15 protein-coding genes and 1 pseudogene are annotated in these 20,967 nt (G+C 69.0%); 7 read left to right on the top strand and 9 right to left on the bottom strand.

The genetic code is table 11. From position 1 onward, the window contains the following. The first annotated feature begins 175 nt into the window (after positions 1 to 175). Positions 176 to 1,084, top strand: coding sequence for an NUDIX hydrolase (locus tag ACFVV1_RS28845; protein WP_389994930.1), 909 nt, complete (start codon positions 176 to 178; stop codon positions 1,082 to 1,084). Further along, on the top strand, positions 1,081 to 1,911 hold the full coding sequence (locus ACFVV1_RS28840) for an MBL fold metallo-hydrolase (protein ID WP_389994927.1): 831 nt from the start codon (positions 1,081 to 1,083) through the stop codon (positions 1,909 to 1,911). Before ACFVV1_RS28845 ends, ACFVV1_RS28840 begins: the two co-directional genes overlap by 4 nt. A gap of 127 nt (positions 1,912 to 2,038) precedes the next feature. Here ACFVV1_RS28840 and ACFVV1_RS28835 read toward each other — a convergent pair whose 3' ends face one another. Then, the gene (locus ACFVV1_RS28835; protein ID WP_014046869.1) at positions 2,039 to 2,713 is read right to left on the bottom strand and encodes a Crp/Fnr family transcriptional regulator; all 675 of its coding nucleotides are present in this window, start codon (positions 2,711 to 2,713) and stop codon (positions 2,039 to 2,041) included. A 538-nt stretch (positions 2,714 to 3,251) separates the two neighbouring features. On the opposite strand from ACFVV1_RS28835, the gene nth reads away from it, so the two are divergent. From nth to ACFVV1_RS28820, 3 genes are all read left to right on the top strand, one after another. Next, positions 3,252 to 4,079, top strand: coding sequence for an endonuclease III (nth, locus tag ACFVV1_RS28830; RefSeq protein WP_389994924.1), 828 nt, complete (start codon positions 3,252 to 3,254; stop codon positions 4,077 to 4,079). Between the two features lie 63 nt (positions 4,080 to 4,142). Then, complete coding sequence (locus ACFVV1_RS28825) at positions 4,143 to 5,000, top strand: NUDIX hydrolase (protein WP_389994921.1); 858 nt, start codon at positions 4,143 to 4,145, stop codon at positions 4,998 to 5,000. An 87-nt stretch (positions 5,001 to 5,087) separates the two neighbouring features. Then, a complete protein-coding gene (locus ACFVV1_RS28820; RefSeq protein WP_389994919.1) occupies positions 5,088 to 6,293 on the top strand; it encodes a MarP family serine protease in 1,206 nt (401 codons plus the stop codon). Positions 6,294 to 6,455: 162 nt separating this feature from the next. Here ACFVV1_RS28820 and ACFVV1_RS28815 read toward each other — a convergent pair whose 3' ends face one another. The 6 genes from ACFVV1_RS28815 to ACFVV1_RS28790 form a co-directional block, all read right to left on the bottom strand. Further along, the gene (locus tag ACFVV1_RS28815; protein WP_266747039.1) at positions 6,456 to 6,659 is read right to left on the bottom strand and encodes a hypothetical protein; all 204 of its coding nucleotides are present in this window, start codon (positions 6,657 to 6,659) and stop codon (positions 6,456 to 6,458) included. 105 nt (positions 6,660 to 6,764) lie between these two features. Next, a complete protein-coding gene (locus tag ACFVV1_RS28810; RefSeq protein ID WP_389994916.1) occupies positions 6,765 to 7,916 on the bottom strand; it encodes an alpha/beta fold hydrolase in 1,152 nt (383 codons plus the stop codon). Further along, a complete protein-coding gene (locus tag ACFVV1_RS28805; RefSeq protein ID WP_389994913.1) occupies positions 7,913 to 8,446 on the bottom strand; it encodes a phage holin family protein in 534 nt (177 codons plus the stop codon). Before ACFVV1_RS28805 ends, ACFVV1_RS28810 begins: the two co-directional genes overlap by 4 nt. A gap of 47 nt (positions 8,447 to 8,493) precedes the next feature. Next, the gene (gene nhaA / locus ACFVV1_RS28800; RefSeq protein WP_389994911.1) at positions 8,494 to 9,906 is read right to left on the bottom strand and encodes a Na+/H+ antiporter NhaA; all 1,413 of its coding nucleotides are present in this window, start codon (positions 9,904 to 9,906) and stop codon (positions 8,494 to 8,496) included. 284 nt (positions 9,907 to 10,190) lie between these two features. Further along, positions 10,191 to 12,188: an acetate--CoA ligase gene (gene acs / locus ACFVV1_RS28795; RefSeq protein ID WP_389994908.1), complete on the bottom strand. Its 1,998-nt coding sequence runs from the start codon at positions 12,186 to 12,188 to the stop codon at positions 10,191 to 10,193. Between the two features lie 228 nt (positions 12,189 to 12,416). Then, positions 12,417 to 15,293 (bottom strand): bifunctional SulP family inorganic anion transporter/carbonic anhydrase, encoded by a 2,877-nt coding sequence (locus ACFVV1_RS28790; RefSeq protein ID WP_389994906.1) that lies wholly within the window; start codon positions 15,291 to 15,293, stop codon positions 12,417 to 12,419. 285 nt (positions 15,294 to 15,578) lie between these two features. On the opposite strand from ACFVV1_RS28790, the pseudogene ACFVV1_RS28785 reads away from it, so the two are divergent. Continuing rightward, positions 15,579 to 16,952, top strand: a pseudogene (locus tag ACFVV1_RS28785) (hypothetical protein). Positions 16,953 to 17,154: 202 nt separating this feature from the next. On the opposite strand, the gene ACFVV1_RS28780 reads toward ACFVV1_RS28785, so the two are convergent. Continuing rightward, positions 17,155 to 18,150 carry an ATP-binding protein gene (locus ACFVV1_RS28780; protein ID WP_389994903.1) on the bottom strand — a complete coding sequence of 332 codons (996 nt, stop codon included), beginning with the start codon at positions 18,148 to 18,150 and terminating at the stop codon, positions 17,155 to 17,157. Positions 18,151 to 18,252: 102 nt separating this feature from the next. Here ACFVV1_RS28780 and ACFVV1_RS28775 point away from each other — a divergent pair, with 102 nt between their 5' ends. After that, complete coding sequence (locus ACFVV1_RS28775) at positions 18,253 to 19,077, top strand: oxidoreductase (RefSeq protein WP_389994901.1); 825 nt, start codon at positions 18,253 to 18,255, stop codon at positions 19,075 to 19,077. Between the two features lie 577 nt (positions 19,078 to 19,654). On the opposite strand, the gene ACFVV1_RS28770 is transcribed toward ACFVV1_RS28775, so the two are convergent. After that, positions 19,655 to 20,494, bottom strand: a complete 840-nt coding sequence (locus ACFVV1_RS28770) for an HAD family hydrolase (RefSeq protein ID WP_389994899.1) — start codon at positions 20,492 to 20,494, stop codon at positions 19,655 to 19,657. Positions 20,495 to 20,967 lie beyond the last annotated feature (473 nt).

Here is a 20,967-nt window from a genome sequence, read left to right as displayed (position 1 = left end):
GCCGTACGTCTGCCGCGGTCCGGTGCGGGCGGTGCCCTCGCGTGTGCTTGCCGTCCGCCGCCCGATTCTCTGATCCCGTCCGGTCGTGGCGACCGGACGGGATCATGTGTGTACGGGGCATGTACGGATCAACATGCCTCTCGAACATCGGCGCGGTTCCGGATAGCCTCCGGCCATGTCCAATGGTCAGTGGTACCCACCGGAATGGCCCGACCGGATCCGGGCACTCGCCGCGGGCGAGCTGACGGCCGCGACCCCGAGGCGGGCCGCCACCGTGATGCTGCTCCGGGACCCTGCCACGGGCACCGAGGGCGGCCCCGCGGTCCACATGCTGCGCCGCCGCGCTTCCATGGCCTTTGCCGGCGGCGCGTACGCCTATCCGGGTGGCGGAGTCGACCCGCGTGACGACGACCGGCTCGTCGGCTGGTCCGGACCCGCGCTGGAGAGCTGGGCCGCGCGGCTCGGCGTCGATACGCCGGCCGAGGCCCAGGCCATCGTCTGCGCGGCGGTCCGTGAGACGTACGAGGAGGCGGGCGTCCTCCTCGCCGGCCCGACCGCCGACACGGTCGTCAGCGACATCACCGGCGCCGACTGGGAGGCCGATCGCGAGGCACTGGTCGCGCGCGAGCTGTCCTTCGCGGAGTTCCTGGACCGGCGAGGTCTGGTGCTGCGCTCCGATCTGCTGGGCGCCTGGGCGCGCTGGATCACCCCCGAGTTCGAGCCGCGCCGCTACGACACGTGGTTCTTCGCCGCCGCGCTCCCCGAGGGCCAGCGCACCCGCAACGCCTCCACGGAGGCCGACCGCACGGTGTGGATCGGTCCCGGTGAGGCGGCCGACGGCTACGACCGGGGCGAGCTGCTGATGATGCCGCCGACCGTGTCGACGCTGCGGGCGCTCAGGCCGTACAGGACAGCCGCCGAGGCCCTGAAGGCGGCGGATTCCCAGGACCTCACCCCCGTACTCGCACAGGCGCGGCTGGAGGGTGACGAGTTGGTGCTGAGCTGGCCGGGACACGACGAGTTCACCAAGCACATCCCGAGCGGCTCTGCCGGTACCGGTGGTACGGGAGGCGAAGCGGGATGAGCGACGCGCACGCACTGCCCGGACAGCCACGCGGCGGAGTCCTGTCCGGGCCCGCCACCGCCCGTACCGTCAACGTCCTGGCCCCCAACGCCTCGCCGATGACGCTGGACGGCACCAACACCTGGATCATCGCCGAGCCCGACTCCGACCTCGCGGTCGTCATCGATCCGGGGCCGCTGGACGACATACATCTGCGAACCGTCATCGACACCGCCGAGCGGGCGGGCCGCCGGATCGCGCTCACCCTGCTCACCCACGGGCACCCCGACCACGCGGAGGGCGCGGCACGCTTCGGCGAGCTGACCCGTACGAAGGTGCGTGCCCTGGATCCGGCGCTGCGCCTCGGTGACGAGGGGCTGACCGCGGGCGATGTGATCACCACCGGGGGGCTGGAGCTGCGCGTCGTGCCGACCCCGGGGCACACCGCGGACTCGCTCTCCTTCCACCTGCCGGCCGACCGGGCGGTGCTGACGGGGGACACGATCCTCGGACGCGGCACGACGGTCGTCGCGCATCCGGACGGGCGGCTCGGCGATTACCTGGACTCGCTGCGGAGGCTGCGCTCGCTGACTGTCGACGACGGCGTGCACACGGTGCTGCCGGGGCACGGCCCGGTGCTGGATGACGCGCAGGGCGCGGTCGAGTTCTACCTCGCACACCGGGCGCACCGGCTGGCCCAGGTGGAGACGGCGGTCGAGGCGGGGCACCGGACGGCCTCGGAGGTGGTGGCGCAGGTGTACGCGGACGTGGACCGGTCCCTGTGGCCCGCGGCGGAACTCTCGGTGCTCGCGCAACTGGAGTACCTGCGCGAGCACGGGCTGATCTAGGCAGGACGGGTACGCGCACGGCCCTGCCGCACGGCAGGGCCGCGTAGCAGGGCCTTGCCGTGCGGAGACGGCGTCCAGTCCGGCGCCCCGTCCCGGCGGCCGATCGGCCGCCGGGACGGTCGGCCGACTAGCGGGACCGCTTCGCCAGGCGCTCCACGTCCAGCAGGATCACGGCGCGCGCCTCCAGGCGCAGCCAGCCGCGTCCGGCGAAGTCGGCGAGCGCCTTGTTGACCGTCTCGCGGGAGGCGCCGACCAGCTGGGCCAGCTCTTCCTGGGTCAGGTCGTGGACGACATGGATGCCTTCCTCCGACTGGACGCCGAAGCGGCGCGACAGGTCGAGGAGGGCGCGGGCGACACGGCCCGGTACGTCCGAGAAGACCAGGTCGGACATCTGGTCGTTGGTCTTGCGCAGCCGGCGGGCGACGGCGCGCAGCAGGGCCGTGGCCACCTCGGGGCGGGCGTTCAGCCAGGGCTGGAGGTCGCCGTGACCGAGGCCGAGGAGCTTGACCTCGGTCAGCGCGGTCGCGGTCGCGGTGCGGGGACCCGGGTCGAAGAGCGACAGCTCACCGATCAGCTCGCCGGGGCCGAGGACCGCCAGCATGTTCTCGCGCCCGTCCGGCGAGGTGCGGTGGAGCTTCACCTTGCCCTCGGTGACCACATAGAGGCGGTCGCCCGGGTCGCCCTCGTGGAAGAGCGCGTCGCCGCGTGCGAGGGTCACCTCACTCATCGAGGCGCGGAGCTCCGCGGCCTGCTCATCATCGAGCGCCGCGAAAAGCGGGGCGCGCCGCAGAACGTCGTCCACGAGTTCTCTCCTTGTCGGCCTGTTCAGGGAACCGTGGTCCCCATCATGCCGGACGGTAAAACAGTGCGATCAATCACAAACCAGTTTGACGCACGGACGTGCCGAACCGTGCGGCAGGGGGCCGATCGGGGGCGGATACGCGGTGACCGGGGCGGATGTCAGTGCGTGGCTCTAGGCTGGCCGGGTGTCCAAATCGCCGGTGAGAGTGCAGGCCAAGGGGGCTGATGGGGTGTCGGAAGGCCGTGATTCCGCTGTGGGCGAACAGGGTGCGAGTCGCCCGAAAAAAGCGACAAAACGCCCTCTGGCCGGGCAGGCTCCGAAGGTCGGAGCGAAGTCCGTGACGAAGGCGGCAGCCGGGCCCACCGGAGCGAAGAGCGTGACGAAGGCGGCAGCTGGGCCCACCGGAGCGAAGTCCTCATCGGAGTCCCCCGCGAAGCCCACCGTGAAGCCGGCGAAGCCCACCGTGAAGCCCGCGAATGCCGGAGCGAAACCAGGGAAAACCGGAGCGAAAGCCGTGAATTCCGGAGCGGAGCCCGCGATGTCCGTGAAGCCCGTTAAGTCTGCTAAGTCCGTAAAGCCCGGAGTGAAAGCCGGTGCGAAACCGGAATCGCACCGCGCGATGGTCCGCCGCGCCCGCAGGATCAACCGTGAGCTCGCCGAGGTGTACCCGTACGCCCACCCCGAGCTGGACTTCAGGAACCCCTTCGAGCTTCTCGTCGCCACGGTCCTTTCGGCCCAGACCACCGACCTGAGGGTCAATCAGACCACTCCCGCGCTCTTTGCCGCCTACCCCACCCCCGAGGACATGGCGGCGGCCGTTCCGGAGGAATTGGAAGCGCTCATCCGGCCGACCGGCTTCTTCCGGGCCAAGACCAAGTCGCTGATAGGTCTCTCCATGGCGATCAGGGACACATTCGGCGGCGAGGTACCGGGCCGTCTCACCGATCTCGTCACGCTGCCGGGGGTCGGCCGCAAGACCGCCAATGTCGTGCTCGGGAACGCCTTCGGCGTACCGGGCATCACCGTCGACACCCATTTCGCGCGCCTGGTCCACCGCTGGAAGTGGACGGAACAGGAGACCCCGGAGAAGATCGAGGCCGAGATCGGCGCGATCTTCCCCAAGAGCGAGTGGACGATGCTCTCCCACCGTGTGATCTTCCACGGCCGTCGCATCTGCCACGCCCGCAAGCCCGCCTGCGGGGCGTGCCCGATCGCCCCGCTCTGCCCCGCGTACGGGGAGGGCGAGACGGACCCGGAGAAGGCCAAGAAGCTGCTGAAGTACGAGATGGGTGGTCAGCCCGGTCAGCGGCTGAGTCCGCCGCCGGACTACCCGGGCAAGTCCGCGCCGGCCCTGGGAGCCGACTGACGCACGGGCGGTCGCTCCGGAACGAAATGCGTGACGACAGGCGTTGTGAGACGAGGGGTGCCTATGAAGACGCACGAACAGAGCACGCACGAGCAGAGCACGCACGAGCAGATCGCGGAAGCGGCAGCCTCACCCGCGATGGTGCATCCCGTGGCGGTCCACCGCCCGACGGGCGGCCCCGCGTCCGTCAGCCCCGCGGCTGCGGTCGCAGCAGCAGCGGCCGCAGCCGCCCCGGCGGGCGCCGGTCACGACGGTGCCATCACCGTCACGAGCGAGGGCCTGCCCGACTGGCTCATGCCCGTGGCCCGCGCCGCGCAGACCATCGAGCCGGACCAGCTCAGCCGCTTTCTTCCGCCCGAGAGCGGCGCAGGGCGGCAGTCCGCCGTACTCGTACTGTTCGGGGAGGGCGAGCGCGGCCCCGAACTGCTTCTCATGGAGCGATCCGGAAGCCTGCGTTCCCACGCTGGGCAGCCGTCCTTCCCCGGCGGCGCCCTGGACCCGGAGGACGGTGACCAGGCGACCACAGGGCCGCTCAGGGCCGCTCTGCGGGAAGCCCAGGAGGAGACCGGCCTCGATCCGAGCGGGGTCCAGCTCTTCGCCGTGCTGCCCCGGCTCTACATCCCCGTGAGCGGCTTCGTCGTGACACCGGTTCTCGGCTGGTGGCGGTCGCCGAGCCCGGTCGGCGTCGTCGATCCGGGTGAGACCGCGCGGGTCTTCACCGTTCCCGTGGCGGATCTCACGGATCCGGCCAACCGCGCGACCACGGTCCATCCGAGCGGTCACCGAGGCCCGGCGTTTCTGGTCGAATCCGCCCTGGTCTGGGGTTTCACGGCCGGAGTGATCGACCGGATTCTGCACTTCGCGGGCTGGGAGCGCCCGTGGGACACCGCCAAGCAGGTGCCGCTCGACTGGCGCGCATGACAGGCTGACTCCCGTGCTGTGCTGTCCGGCCGTGCCGGACCCAGCCGAAGGCCCGGGCCCGGTGACGAATCTGCGAGGCTATAGACGGTGAACGTGCTGGACATCCTGCTGCTGGCCGGCGCCGTGTGGTTCGCGGTCATCGGCTATCGCCAGGGGTTCGTCGTCGGCATCCTGTCGGTGATCGGGTTCCTGGGCGGCGGTCTCGTCGCCGTCTATCTGCTGCCGGTCCTGTGGGACCAGCTGACGAACGGTTCCGAGGTCTCATCGACGGCAGCCGTCGTCGCCGTCATCATCGTGATCGTCTGCGCCTCGGTGGGGCAGGCATTCACCACCCACCTGGGAAACAAGCTCCGCAGGTACATCACGTGGTCGCCCGCGCGCGCCCTCGATGCCACCGGCGGCGCCCTGGTGAACGTGGTCGCGATGCTGCTGGTCGCCTGGCTGATCGGCTCGGCACTGGCCGGTACCTCACTGCCGACGCTGGGCAAGGAGGTCCGTAGCTCCTCGGTCCTGCTCGGCATCTCCCGCGTGATGCCCACCCAGGCCTCCACCTGGTTCACGGACTTCTCCTCGGTCCTCGCGCAGAACGGCTTCCCGCAGGTCTTCAGCCCCTTCGCCGACGAGCCGATCACCGAGGTCAGAGCGCCGGACCCGGCGCTGGTCGGCAGCCCCGTCGCGGCCCGCGCCAAGGAGTCCATCGTCAAGGTCGTCGGTACGGCCCCGAGCTGCGGCAAGGTCCTCGAAGGCACCGGCTTCGTCTTCTCCGACCGCCGGGTGATGACCAACGCCCATGTCGTCGGCGGCGTCGACGAGCCGACCGTCCAGATCGGCGGCCAGGGACGGCTCTACGACGCGAAGGTCGTCCTCTACGACTGGCAGCGCGACATCGCCGTACTCGACGTCCCGGACCTCGACGCGAAGCCGCTGAAGTTCACCGACACCGATCACGACGCCCGGACCGGGAACAGCGCCATCGTCGCGGGCTTCCCGGAGAACGGCTCGTACGACGTACGCGCCGCGCGCGTCCGGGGCCGTATCGACGCCGACGGCCCGGACATCTACCACCGGGGCACCGTCCGCCGCGATGTGTACTCGCTCTTCGCGACGGTCCGTCAGGGAAACTCGGGCGGACCGCTGCTGACGCCCGACGGCAAGGTGTACGGGGTCGTCTTCGCGAAGTCGCGCGACGACCGGGACACCGGTTACGCGCTGACGGCCGACGAGATCCGTCAGGACATCGCGCACGGCCGCTCCGCCAACCAGCAGGTCGACAGCCAGGCGTGCGCGCTCTAGGCGCGCGCGGTCGCACCGAGCGACCCCACTTGCTCGGTGGGGTCGCTTCAGGCGTACGGGGTGTGCGCCGACGATCCACGCGTACTGACCGGTGGCAGCCGGGGAAGAGCGGTGGAAGTCCCGCCCGGCCGGTGAACGCTCACCGGCCGGGCGGGGCGGACCTCATCCGCGTGGATGGCGCAGTCGCGCCGAGACCCAGCGGGCCCGGCGGCGCAGAATGCGCGGGATACCGAGCCGGGGATCATGCAGAACATGCATATCTTGCACCCGGCCCTGGGGGCCGCCCCCCTCATGAGTGCTCGGACCCGCCGTGGCGGTCGAGCGACGGTTGCGTGCTGCGTCACCGAAGTCGTGCGTCCAGCCCATACCCCGACGTCTGCCCGTGCCTCATGGTCGGTAACCGCCCGTCCGCCAGCCAATTGGCTTATGCGCCGGGCAATTGGCTGTTCGTCGGACAGCTGTGCCGCACGGCTACCGGTCGGGCTCAGGATCCTTGAGCCAGTTGATGAGTTCGGCCGAGAAGCCGGCCGGATCCTCCTCGTGCGGGAAGTGTCCCAGACCGTCGAAAAGTCGCCAACGGTACGGCGCTTCGACGTACTCGCCGGACCCCGCCGCGCTCCGCGTACGGATCGCCGGATCGAGTGAACCGTGCAGGTGCAGTGTGGGCACCCGCACGGGCCGCTTCATCCGCCGGTTGAACTGGATTCCGTCCGGACGGGCCAAAGAGCGGACCATCCAGCGGTACGGCTCGATCGAGCAGTGCGCCGTCGACGGAATGCACATCGCGCGGCGGTAGACGTCGATCGCGGCGTGGCCGGGGAACTCCGGCGTGCGGGGGCCCGACCAGTCACGGATCAGCCGGCCCACCAACGCCGCGTCGTCCGCGACGAGCTGACGCTCCGGCACCCACGGGCGCTGGAAACCCCAGACGAACGAGCCCGCCCGGGACTGCGCGAAGTCGGAGAGCATCGACGAGCGCCAGCGGCGTGGATGCGGCATCGAGGAGACCACGAGGCGGCGCACCAGCTTCGGCCGCATCACCGCGGCCGTCCAGGCGAGGTAACCGCCCATGTCATGGCCGACCAGCGCTGCGTCCGGTTCGCCGAGCGAGCGGATGACGCCGGTGATGTCGAGTGCCAGGTTGGCGGGGTCGTAACCCCGGGGCGTGCGGTCGCTGCCGCCGACGCCACGCAGATCCATCGCCACGGCGCGGAAACCGGCGTCGGCGAGTGCGGTGAGCTGATGGCGCCAGGTCCACCAGAACTGCGGAAAGCCGTGCAGCAGCAGCACCAGCGGCCCCTCGCCGAGCTCGGCGATGTGGAAGCGGGCGCCGTTGGCCGCCACGTCCCGGTGGGTCCACGGCCCGTCGATCCGCACGGGCCCACCGGCACAGGCCGCGCCCATCGGACCGGCCGCGCCCGCCTGGCCCGCCACGCCTGCCGGGGCGGGTGAACCATGTGACCGGGGCGCGCTGAAGTCGTCCGGGCCTGCCTGGCTCACCTGGCTTGCCTGATCTACCTGACTTACTTGGCTTACCTGATCTTCCGGGCCAACTGGGCTTTCCGGGCCTTCTGAGCCTTCCGGGCCTTCTGGGTCGGATGCGCTGGAATCGGGGACCGTCATGTGGACGAGCGTGCCACAGCGGACGCCTTGTCCTGGACCGGAGACTTCTCCAGAGCCTTGTCCGCCAGTGTGCTGCCCACGACGGCCGGACGGCTCGGCCCCGCCGTGACGGCGGGCCGCGGGTGAGGCTTGACGCCCTGCAGCACGGCCGCCGTCTGCTTGGCCGAAGCGATGGACTTCTCCGGCGGCTTCACCTTCTTGAACTTGGCGATGGCGTACAGCGCGAGCAACACCCCCAGCACGATGAACGCCGCGCCCACGATCAGGAACGACCACGCGAGGCCGAGTCCCAGGTTGTGGATTCCGTACGCCGCCGCGAAGCTCAGCACCGGGATCGCGAACAGAACCAGCACGCCCGCGATGACGAACGCCGCACTCCCGGTGACGCCGCGCCTGACGTCCTGCCGTACCTCGGCCTTGGCCAGGGCGATCTCGTCGTGCACCAGTGCGGACATCTCGGCCGTCGCCGCGGCGACCAGCTGTCCGAGACTGCGGTCGGTGCTGCCCGCGTTGCTGCCGGGGTCGCTCATCCCTGACTCCCTCTTCTGCTCTCCTGCTCAACACATCTGGTGTCAGATCATGCCGGACTGTCCGGCTCGACGCTCGCTGCCCCCGCCAGTTGGGCAAGGCGGCGGTGCTCGGCCGCCTTCTTCTCGTAGATCGCGGCCATTCGCAGGTGGTACTCCGGGTCGTCCTGTTCGTAGACGTCGGGCACGCCGTCCTCGTCCTCGTCGCGCTCCTCCTCCTCGAACAGCGTCCGGTATCTGCGTACCCGGAGTTTGAGCAGTGCACCGGAGAGTACGGCGGCTGTGAGGGAGCCGAGCAGCACGGCAGCCTTGATCTCGTTGATCATGCCCTCGTCGCCGACGAAGGCCAGCTCGCCGATGAGCAGGGAGACGGTGAAGCCGATCCCGGCGAGCGAGGCGACCGCGAAGACATCCGCCCAGGCCAGGTCCTTGTTCAGCTCCGCCTTGGTGAAGCGGGTGGCCAGCCACGTACCGCCGAAGACGCCTACCGTCTTGCCGACGACGAGTCCCAGGACGACACCGAGCGTCTCGGGCCGGGTGAAGACGTCCGCCAGCGCGCCGCCGGAGAGGGACACCCCGGCGGAGAGGAGGGCGAACAGCGGTACGGCGACACCGGCCGACAGTGGACGGATCAGGTGCTCGATGCGCTCGCCGGGGGAGTGGGTCTCGCCGTCCCGCCGCGTGCAGCGGAGCATCAGGCCCATGGCGACACCGGCGATGGTGGCGTGGATGCCGCTGTTGTACATCAGGCCCCAGATGACCAGGGCGAGTGGTACGTAGATGTACCAGCCGCGCACATTCCTGCGCAGCAGCAGATAGAAGACGGCCAGGCCGATGAAGGCGCCGATGAGCGCCATGAAGTTGATCTTCTCGGTGAAGAAGACCGCGATGATCAGGATCGCGAAGAGGTCGTCGACGACGGCGAGGGTCAGCAGGAAGGCGCGCAGCGCGTTCGGCAGCGAGGTCCCGATGACTGCGAGGACGGCGAGGGCGAAGGCGATGTCGGTGGCGGTGGGGACGGCCCAGCCGCCCGTGGAACCACCGCCGGCCACGGCCACGAGCGTGTAGACGACGGCCGGAACCGCCATTCCGCACAGCGCGGCGACGACGGGGAGTGCGGCCGCCTTGGGATCGCGCAATTCGCCCGCGACCAGTTCCCGCTTCAGTTCGACGCCCGCGACGAAGAAGAAGACCGCGAGCAGCCCGTCCGCCGCCCAGTGCTCCACGGAGAGGTTGAGGCCCAGCGAACCGGGACCGAAGTGGAAGTCGCTGACGGCCGCGTAACTGGAACCGAAAGTGTTCGCCCACACCAGGGCCGCTACTGCGGCGACCAGCAGGATGACGCCGCCGACGGTCTCGGTGCGCAGGGCATCCGCGAGGTAGTTCCGCTCGGGGAGGGACAGACGCCCGAGAAAGGTACGGCGGGACGAAGAGGAAGGGGGTGCGGGGGTGGGCGCGGCCACGGGTGAGGACCTCCGGGTCGGTACGGCAGCGATGGCATGGCTGATGCACTTGCCGACCAGACTTCCCGGCACACCCTGTGGAGATTTCTTATTGCTTTGTTGATGCCGCTGCCACTGTACCCGGGGTGTGCGGCGCTGTATCCGGTGATCTTCACCTTAAATGTCCGAGGAGCACCCGGCGCGTTGCCGGATGCCCCTCGGGGACGCGCTCACCGCGGGTCGGTCCCTTGCAGTCGCGCCGGAGGCGGAACCTGCGCTCGGCCCTCGGAGGAGCGAGCCTGGGCTCAGTCCTCGGAGGAGGAGGACGGCAGCTGGGTCTGGATGAGGTCCATCACCGAGGAGTCGGTGAGCGTCGTGACATCGCCCAGCTCGCGGTTCTCGGCGACGTCACGCAACAGACGCCGCATGATCTTGCCCGAGCGGGTCTTCGGCAGCTCGGCAACCGGCAGGATCCGCTTCGGCTTGGCGATCGGGCCGAGCGTGGCGCCGACGTGGTTGCGCAGCTCCACGACGAGCTCGTCGGAGGCCGTGGCCGTACCGCGCAGTATCACGAACGCCACGATGGCCTGGCCGGTCGTCTCGTCGGCGGCACCGACCACGGCGGCCTCGGCGACCGATGGATGCGACACGAGCGCCGACTCGACCTCGGTGGTCGAGATGTTGTGCCCGGACACGAGCATCACGTCGTCGACCCGGCCGAGCAGCCAGATGTCTCCGTCCTCGTCCTTCTTGGCGCCGTCGCCCGCGAAGTACTTGCCTTCGAAGCGCGACCAGTAGGTGTCGATGAAACGCTGGTCGTCACCCCAGATGGTGCGGAGCATCGACGGCCACGGCTCGGTGAGGACGAGGTAGCCGCCCCCGCCGTTCGGAACCTCGTTGGCCTCGTCGTCGACGACCGTGGCGGAGATGCCGGGCAGGGCGCGCTGGGCGCTTCCCGGCTTGGTCTCCGTCACGCCCGGCAGCGGCGCGATCATCATCGCGCCGGTCTCGGTCTGCCACCAGGTGTCCACGATCGGGCACTTGTCGGCGCCGATGTGCTTGCGATACCACATCCACGCCTCGGGGTTGATCGGCTCACCGACCGAACCGAGGACCCGAAGGCTGCTCAGGTCGAACTTGGCGGGGATGTCGTCACCCCACTTCATGAACGTACGGATCGCGGTCGGCGCGGTGTAGAGGATCGTGACGCCGTACTTCTGCACGATCTCCCAGAAGCGCCCCTGGTGCGGGGTGTCGGGCGTGCCCTCGTACATGACCTGCGTCGCGCCGTTGGCCAGCGGGCCGTAGACGATGTACGAGTGGCCGGTCACCCAGCCGATGTCGGCGGTGCACCAGAAGACGTCGGTCTCCGGCTTGAGGTCGAAGACCGCGTGGTGGGTGTACGCGACCTGCGTGAGGTAGCCACCGGAGGTGTGCAGGATGCCCTTCGGCTTACCCGTGGTGCCGGAGGTGTACAGGACGAAGAGCGGCTGCTCCGCCTCGAACGCCTCGGGGGTGTGCTCGGCGGACTGCCGGCCGGTGATCTCGTGCCACCAGACGTCGCGGCCCTCGGTCCACGCGGTGTCCTGGCCGGTGCGCCGTACCACCAGGACATGCTCGATGCTGTCGATACGGGAGACGGCGTCGTCCACGGCGGGCTTGAGCGCGGACGGCTTGCCCCGGCGGTAGCCACCGTCGCTGGTGATCACGACCTTGGCGTCGACGTCCTGGATACGGGCGGCGATGGCGTCGGCGGAGAAGCCGCCGAAGACCACCGAATGCGCGGCGCCGATGCGGGCGCAGGCCAGCATCGCGATGGCGGCCTCGGGGATCATCGGCAGATAGACGGCGACCCGGTCGCCCTTGCCGACACCGAGCTCGATGAGCGCGTTCGCGGCCCGGCAGACCTCGTCCTTGAGGTCGGCGTAAGTGATCGCGCGACTGTCGCCGGGCTCGCCCTCGAAGTGGATGGCGACCCGGTCACCATGGCCGGCCTCGACATGGCGGTCCACGCAGTTGTACGCGACGTTCAGCTTGCCATCCGCGAACCACTTCGCGAAGGGCGGGTTGCTCCAGTCGAGCGTTTCGGTCGGCTCCGTGGCCCAGGTCAGGCGACGGGCCTGCTCGGCCCAGAAGCCCAGCCGGTCCGCCTCGGCCTGCTCGTACGCCTCCGCTTTGACGTTGGCGTTCGCGGCCAGATCGGCAGGCGGTGCAAACCGCCGCTCCTCACGAAGCAGATTGGCCAAGCTTTCGTTGCTCACGACATCTCCCATTCCCAGGGTGTCCGTTGTGTCCCGGGGCATAGCTCATCAGGCCAAAGGCCGGGTGACAAGTGTCTGCCCGAAATTGGTTTAGACCTGTGTCTCGTGTATGTGCGTGCATGGAGACACGGTCCCGCCTCCCCGTATGGCTGACGCGATGCGACGCCGTGCCGACCAGCGCGGGGTCGAGCGACACGGTGCGTTGCGGAGTGACACGGTGCGTTGCGGAGGCGGGGCCACAAGGTCTCACGGACCGCGGGCGAATACGGTTCAGACGCCAGTACGTTCCAACTCGCTCGAACCCGAAGGATCGCCCGGGGCGGAGGGACCTCCCGGGGCGGTGGTGGGCCCGGGGGTGCCGTCGTCGCCGGTGACATGGGAGGCGGCCGAGGCGTGGACGTCGGCAAGGGCGTGGGGTTCGACCGGGTCCTCGGATTCGGCCGCCGGCTGGGCCGGAGCGTTGCCGGGGGTGTCGCCCGGGTCCACGCGGTCGAAGACCTCGTCGAGCGCAAGTCCGGCACTCGCGCCCTCGGTCAGCAGATAGGCCTGCGCTTCGCCCACATGGAAGTACATCCCGTGCAGGTGGAGCGTGCCCTCGGAGAGCCGCCGGGCCACCGATTTATGGGCCCGCAGATGGTCCAACTGCTGGACCACATTGGTGAGGCAGAGTTGCTCCACCGCATCGGTCGGCAGCCGACCGGAGATCCGTGCCCAGGCGTGATGCCGGGACGCCATCCGTTCCAGGCTCGGCAGCCCGTGTCTCAGCCAGCGCCACAGGGACGTCTGCCGAGTGTCCGGGGCGGGCTCGGCGTCGAGCAGCGCCTGCATCGCGCCGCAGCCGGAGTGCCCGCACACGGTGATGGACTCCACCTTCAGCACATCCACCGCGTACTCGATCGCGGCACCCACCGAGTCGTCACCCGAATCGGCATCCGGCAGGGGCACCAGATTGCCGATGTTCCGCACGGTGAACAGGTCGCCCGGGCCACTCGCCGTGATCATGCTGGTGACCAGGCGGGAGTCCGCGCAGGTGATGAAGAGCTGGGAGGGGCGCTGACCCTCGCGAGCCAGCCGGGCCAACTCCTCCCGCACCAGCGGGGCGGTGTTGCGCTGGAACGAACTCAGGCCACTGGCCAGGCGGTTGCCGCTGCTCCGGCGTGGGGCGGCGGCGGGCGGGGTGGCCGGGTCGTGAGTGTTGCGGGCTCCGGGGCCGGAGGCGGGACCGACACCAGGGGCGGAGTCGGAGTCGGAGCCGTGGACGTCGACGGTGCTGGGAAATGAGCTCGTGCCCGGGGTGGGGTCCAGGCTGGTGCGGGTGCCGCTGAAGGGGGCGCCGGGGCCCTGGCGGGTCTCGGGCGTCTGCTCGGGCTCGTGGCAGTGATGGTTCCGCCACGGCGTCCAGGGACGGCAACAGGAGTGCGCCGACGAGGCGGGCTCGGCGATCCGGCCACCTGACCTGCCGGTAAAGACGACCCTGCCGCCGTGGGCCTTCTGGGCAAGGCTCCAGTCCTGGATCGTCTCGTACGCCGCATGGTCCATGAAGAAGCCGTCCAGCTCGACGACGACATCCCCGCCCTGCGGCAACTGCCCGAGCGTCCGACTGAGCCGAGGCACTGCGAGAAACGTCAACTGGCCCCGTACGACGATCAGATGCTGTTCACCCTGATCAGTCACGGTGATCCTGGTCCGGGCCAGCCGGTGCAGTGCCACGGCCACCGCCGCTGCGATGCCGATCACCACACCCTTGAGCACACCGAAGAGGACCACGCCGGTGATCGTCGCCCCGTACACCAGGAATTCCCGGTGTTTATGGACACTGCGGATGTGGGCGAAGCTCACCATCTTGATGCCGACCATCATGACCAGCGCGGCGAGGGCGGCCAGCGGGATCCACTCCAGGACGGTGACCAGCAGCCCGGTGGCGAGAACCATCCAGACGCCGTGCAGCACGGTGGAGGCGCGGCCCGTCGCCCCTGCCCGCACATTTGCCGAGCTGCGCACCGCACCGCCGGACACCGCCAGCCCGCCCACCAGCCCGGACAGGGTGTTGGCGATGCCCTGGGCGCGCAGCTCACGGTCAAGATCGGAACGTCTGACGGGCGGGGTTGACGGGGACGGCGGTGCCGACAGGGGTGGCGCCGATGCCGATGCCGATGCCGATGCCGATGCCGGTACCGGTACCGGTACCGGTACCGATACCGACGCGGACGCCGAGGGCGGGCCGACCTGTGACCGGGCGGCCGTTCGCTCGCCGGCGCGGTCGGCCGACAGCTTGTCCACGGCCACCGCGGCGAGCAGGGACTCCAGACTGGCCACCAGCATCACCGTGAACACAGCGGTGGCCAGGGCGAGTACGGGGCCTTGCGGCATCTCGGGCAGTGCGTGGGAGCGCCAGGACGGCAGTTCGACCCGGGCGATCCCGGGCGCGGCGAGCGCGGCCACCGCCGTCGCGGTCACCACTGCGGCGAGGGCGGCCGGAATCCGCCGTACTACCCGGCCGACCCGCCCAGGAATCCGCGGCCACAGGACCAGGACGGCGATGGTCAGCACGCCGATCAGAGGTGCGGCTGGGCTCACCCGCCCCAACAGGCCTGGAAGGGCGACAGTGTTGGCGACTGCTGAACTCTGGGGCGAGCCGCCGAGCACGATGTGCAGCTGGGCGAGCGCGATGGCCACGCCGATTCCGGCGAGGGTGCCGTGCACGATGGCGGGGCTGACGGCGAGGGCGCTGCGCGCTGCCCGCAGTGAGCCCAACAGGATCTGCAGCAGTCCGGCGCCGATGGTGATCGCGCAGGTGGTACGCCAGCCGTAGATCTGGATCAACTCGGCTGTGACCACGGTCAGTCCGGCGGACGGGCCGCTGACCTGGAGGGGTGTGCCGCCGAGCAGCCCGGCGACGATGCCACCGATGGCGGCGGAGATGAGGCCGGCCTCCAGCGGGGCGTCCATGGCGACGGCGAGGCCGAGCGACATGGGGACGGCGAGCAGGAAGACCGTGATCGAGGCGGACAGGTCGGCGCCCGCGATGCGGAATCGTCCGCCGCGACGCGGCGGTGGCGGGCTGTGTGGTCGTTTGATTCCCCAGGTGCGGGGTGGGCGCGAATTGCGGGGTGGGCGGTCATGACGAGTGGGTACGCAGGCAGACATGTTCCCGTCTCCTCCGGGGCAGCGCGGTCGCGGAACGTGGGGGACGCGGCCGTGGGTCACGGCTTGCAGCGGCGGGATTTCTCAACTCTCGGTAAACAGATCGTAATGGAGAGTAAAGATTTATGTCCATGCTTGAGGTCAAATGGCCCGGTCAACCACCCAACCAAGTGAATAGGCAGCTTTTCATATGGACTGTCGTGCTGATTCCGGCAGAGCCGCATGCGACCTTGGCCGCGCCGTGTCGGCACCTCGACGCGAATTGGATGCAAGGGAGAGGGTGGGTGGATGCTGGCTGTCGCGAAGAGAACCGCCGCCGGACGGGCCGCCCTGGGTGTCGTGGCTGTTGCGCTGGTCGCGGTGGCCGGCTGCTCCTCCGGTTCGGAATCCAGGACCGGAGCCGCCGGGTCAGGCGCCGCGAACCGGGACGCCGGAGCGAAGAAGCACGCCTATCGAGCTGCGCCCAAGAGCGTGTTCCGGCTGATCGGCGACTGCTCCACCGCCTTCACGGGCAGCCAGCCGAAGCAACCCGTGGCGCAGCGTCTGGTGCCTGGGAAAATGCCCCCGCAGTTCGTGGTGTTCTCGTGGGACGGCGCAGGGGAGGACAGGCAGAGGCTGTTCTCCCACTTCCGTGAGGTCGGAAGGAAGTATCACGCGAACATGACGTCTCAGTGGCGTGTACATGCTGCCGAAAGGCAAACGGGAGCTCTACGACCCACCGAAGCACAACGCCGGCAGCTCCGACACCGGCTTCAACGACACCGAGGGAATCCGGAACACCATCACCCAGGTGCGTGGCGCCTGGGAGGACGGCGACGAGATCGGCACCCACTTCAACGGCCACTTCTGCGGCCCCGAGGGCGGCGTCGGCACCTGGCCCGTCGACCAGTGGAAGAGCGAGATCGACCAGGCCAAGTCCTTTGTGAAGAGCTGGAAGAGCAATGACTCCGGCCTCAAGGACGAGAAGCCGCTTCCTCTCGACTCCGACAAGGAGCTCATCGGCGGCCGTACCCCATGTCTGGAGGGGCAGAAGAACACGGCCGCCACAGCGCGGACGATGGGCTTCCGTTACGACTCCAGCGGAGTCAACAACCAGGTCTGGCCAAAAAAGAAGGACGGTATCCGGGACCTCTCGATGTAGCTCGTTCCCGTCCCGGGGCGGAAGTTCGAGACCCTCTCGATGGACTACACCTTCATGTTCAACCAGTCCGGTACGACACAGGGCGACCCGGGCCGGCACGAGTACTGGGGCAACCAGATGCGCGACGGCCTGATTCAGGCCTTCGACCGTGCGTACGGCGGAACCGCGCACCACTGATCATCGGAAACCACTTCGAGTCCTGGAACGGCGGCACGTACATGCGCGCCGTCGAGGAGACCATCGCGACGGTCTGAACCAACGCGACGGTCTGCACCAAGAAGGGCGTCTGCTGCGTGTCCTTCCGGCTACTGGCCGATTGGCTCGACGTGCAGGACCCGGCAACGCTGGCGAAGCTCGGCACGCTCGACGTCGGCCAGGCCCCGGCGAAGGGCTGGACGGAGTTCCTCGGTGGAGCCGAAGGCTCGGCGGCGGAAGCGGGCCGGACATCGGGGGCCGGCAAGGCTCACGCCGGATCCGGCGAAGAGCAGTCCGGTCGCCGGCTCGGTGACAGCACCCGTTGACGGTGCTCGGCGGCCGCGCACGGCCACCGAGCTGAGCGTCCTTCGGCTGCGGACTAATTCTGCTGTGAACCGGCGCTCGAGTGTGCAACGGCACCCCGGCGGAACGAACGCATCCTCCCGGCCGGGGTGCCGACCGACCGGATTGGCTGGGCCGACCGACCGGGTTGGTTGAGGCGACGGACCGGGTTGGCTGAGGCGACCGTCAGGCTGGCTGGGCGGCGCCGTCCTGTACGTACCGCTCGTCGAGCACGAAGGCGGGGTCGACCTGGGCGGCCAGGTCGGCGCCCGTCTTCTCATTGCCCCAGCTCTCCGCGTTCTTCAGATGGAAGTGCACCATCTGCCGCGTGTATCGCTCCCAGTCCCGCTGCTCGTACGAATCCTCCGCGGCGTTCTGCAGCGCCTGTAGAGCCATCCGGTTGTCCGCCTCCAACAGCTCGAAGCGGGCGGGTCGGCCCTTCTCCATAGCCCGTACCCAGTCGGAGTGCCCGACGGTGACCAGCAGGTCGTCGCCCACCTCGGCGCGCAGGAAGTCCAGATCGTCCTCGCCCTGCACTTTGTTGCCGATGACCTTCAGCGCGACCCCGAAGTTCCGCGCGTACTCCTTGTACTGGCGGTATACCGAGACCCCCTTGCGGGTCGGCTCGGCGACCAGGAACGTCATGTCGAAACGGGTGAACATCCCGGAAGCGAAGGAGTCCGATCCCGCTGTCATGTCAACGACGACATAGTCGTCGGGGCCGTCGACGAGATGGTTGAGGCAGAGCTCGACCGCACCGACCTTGGAGTGGTAGCACGCCACGCCCAGATCCGACTCGGTGAACGGCCCGGTGGCCATCAGCCGGATCTCCCCGTCGTCGAGCCGGACCGTACGGGCGCACGCGTCGTAGATCGGGTTGTCCTCACGTACCCGCAGCAGTCGCGAACCCTCGCCGGGCGGAGTCGTCTTGATCATCATCTCGATGGAGGCGATACGGGGATTGTTGCCGCGCAGATACTCCTTGATCAGAGGCAACTGGGCTCCCATGGCGGGGAGCGTCGCGGCTTCCTGGTCGTCGAGGCCGAGCGCGACCCCGAGGTGCTGGTTGATGTCGGCGTCCACCGCGACGACATGGGCTTCATTGGCGGCAAGGTGGCGGATGAAGAGCGAGGACAGCGTGGTCTTGCCGCTGCCGCCCTTCCCTACGAAAGCGATCTTCATGTTCACCTAGGGTAGCGGGGTGATCGCGGTCTGCTGTCACACTTCGTGAAGAAGGCCACTCCCGGGTGGTATTGGAGCGGGGTGCGCGTAGCCTCGCTACCTATGAGTACGCCTGCCTCTGATCCGCTCGCCGCCCTGGGCGCCCTGCCGGGAGTCGCCGACGCGGTGGACTCCGTACGCAAGGCTGTCGACCGCGTTTACGGTCACCGTGTCATGCGGCGCCGCAGCAACGAGGTCACCGCCGAAGCGGCACTGCGCGGCGCCCGTGGCTCGGCGGCGCTGGCCGGGGCCGACTGGAACCTGGAGGAGGTGCGCCGACGCACCGACTTCAGCGGAGGCGGTGAGGCGCATGTGATCGGAGCGGCCCTGAGGCTGACCGCCGAAGCGGGCCAACTGCTCTCCATCTGGCGGCAGTCGCCCTTGCGTGTTCTGGCGCGGCTGCATCTGGTTGCGGCCGGCGGCGCCGAACCCGAGGACGCTGTCGGCCGGCCGCGGCTGACGGGCGAACCCGTGGACGAACCGCTGATCGAAGCGCCGCTGCCGGACGCCGACGAGGTGGCCGGACGGCTGGAAGGGCTCTCTGGATTGATCCTTTCGGGCACTTCGGCGCCCGCGTTGGTGACGGCGGCGGTTGTGCACGGTGAACTGCTGGCCCTGCGCCCCTTCGGTTCGTACAACGGCCTCGTCGCGCGGACCGCCGGGCGGATCGTGCTGATCGGGAGCGGGCTCGACCCCAAATCGATCTGCCCCGCCGAGGTGGGGCACGCCGAGCAGGGCCGGGCGGCGTACATCGCGGCGTTCGATGGCTATCTTTCGGGGACGCCGGACGGGATGGCGGCCTGGATCGCGCACTGCGGGCGCGCTGTGGAACTGGGAGTCAGGGAATCGACGGCAGTGTGCGAGGCGCTGCAGCGCGGCGCCGCGTAGCGAGGTGGCGGCTTCGCCGTGCCGGGTGCGACGGGCTGAATCGTCAGCCGTGAAACTTCACCGCATAACCGAAGGGGCGCAACTCCAGCGCGGTGATTTCACCGGGCCAAGGGTGACGTCGCGGTGACTTCACCGGGGCAACTTCACGGCCCGATACAAGGGTTGCGGCGGTACCGTCCTCGGTACCGCCGCTGGCATGTCTACCCAGTTACCATGCGTCCTCGATATGTGCCCATCAGGTCGGGGACTTTGCCCGTTCCCTGGTGCGGCTGGCCCGTAATCGACGGGTCGACGTCGCGTGGGTGCTCGGTTTTCATGCTCGGTCCGTGGGGCCTTCTCTGCGTTACAGGTAATCCTCTCGGACGTCCTTGGTCTCGCGGGCCGTTGAGTCCTTTGTACTCCAGGGTCGGTGTGAGCGGTAGTGCTGGCCGTACTTCTTTACTTTTAGGTTCAATTACGGGCGAGTTGGACAACTCGGTTCAGCCGGTGAATTGGGCCGCGACGGTTGCCTCGTCCGGCCTCATTGGCCGGGTCGGGTGGCGACTTCAAGGCGTCGGGGTGCCGCCCGGCTCGTGCGTCAGGCGGAGGGAGCGGTGGAGCGGCGGCGGGAGGTGTACCAGACCAGCCCCGCCGTGACGGCGGCCGCGCCCACCGCCGCCGCCGCGACCAGCGCGGGACGCGGCGGCATCGTGAAGGCGGGCAGTCGCTGCTTGAGCCGGACCGGTCGGTCGAAGACGAGAACCGGCCACTCGCGGAGGACCGCCTCGCGCCGCAGAGCGCGGTCCGGATTCACTGCGTGCGGGTGTCCGACCGATTCCAGCATCGGTACATCGGTCGCCGAATCGCTGTAGGCGTAGCAACGCGAGAGGTCGTACCCCTCCGACACTGCGAGCGCCTTGATCGCCTCGGCCTTCGTCGGTCCGTACGCGTAGTACTCCACTTCGCCGGTGAAGCAGCCGTCGTCGCCGACGACCATTCGGGTGGCGACGACTCGGTCGGCGCCGAGCAACTCGCCGATCGGTTCGACGACCTCGGCGCCCGAGGTCGAGACGATCACCACATCGCGTCCGGCGGTGTGGTGCTCCTCGATGAGCGTCGCCGCTTCGTCGTAGATGATCGGGTCGATCAGATCGTGCAGGGTCTCGGCAACGATTTCCTTCACTTGCCGTACGTTCCAACCCTTGCAGAGCGCGGAGAGATATTCCCGCATCCGCTCCATCTGGTCGTGATCTGCACCCCCGGCGAGGAACACGAACTGTGCGTACGCAGTGCGCAGTACAGCGCGGCGGTTGATCAGCCCGCCTTGGTAGAAGGACTTGCTGAAGGTCAGTGTCGAAGACTTCGCAATGACCGTCTTGTCCAGGTCGAAGAAGGCTGCTGTGCGCGGCAAGAAGCGGTTTTCCACAAGGCAGAGCATAGGGGCCCACCATTCGGCGTAAACTCTGGCGCGTGGGTTTGCCTGAGAAGGCTCTCGGGTACACCATGGAAGTCACGGATCGTTCGCGACCGTGCTAACCCGGTCCGGCTCCTCCCCCCCCGAGTCGGCCGTGGGGACGACCCCCGCTCTCCCCCCCGGCGGGGGTCGTCGCATGTCCGGACCCATTTCTGCGGTTCGGAATCAAGGATTCCGCCTCCATTTCGGCTACGACGGCCCGCTTCTTGCCCCCGTCTCTCACCATCGTGACCCGTCACGGTGCGTAGCGGAAGGGCTGCTCTCCGGAAGTCGCCGGTATGAGTGACCGAGTTATTCACAACGGTGGAGTTGTCCACAGTTTTTGAGCAAGATCCACACGATTTCCCGAAGCGCTGCACGGTGATTCCAGCCGCGAAGTCCGCGGGTTGTGGAATCGCTGATCCCGGAACGCTCCGAGATCAGCGCGAACTGCGATG

It is taken from the genome of Streptomyces sp. NPDC058092 (assembly GCF_042884935.1).
In the GTDB taxonomy this organism is placed as follows: domain Bacteria; phylum Actinomycetota; class Actinomycetes; order Streptomycetales; family Streptomycetaceae; genus Streptomyces.
The sequence above is the reverse complement of the archived record's forward strand: the minus strand, read 5'-3'. Positions and strand labels throughout refer to the sequence as shown.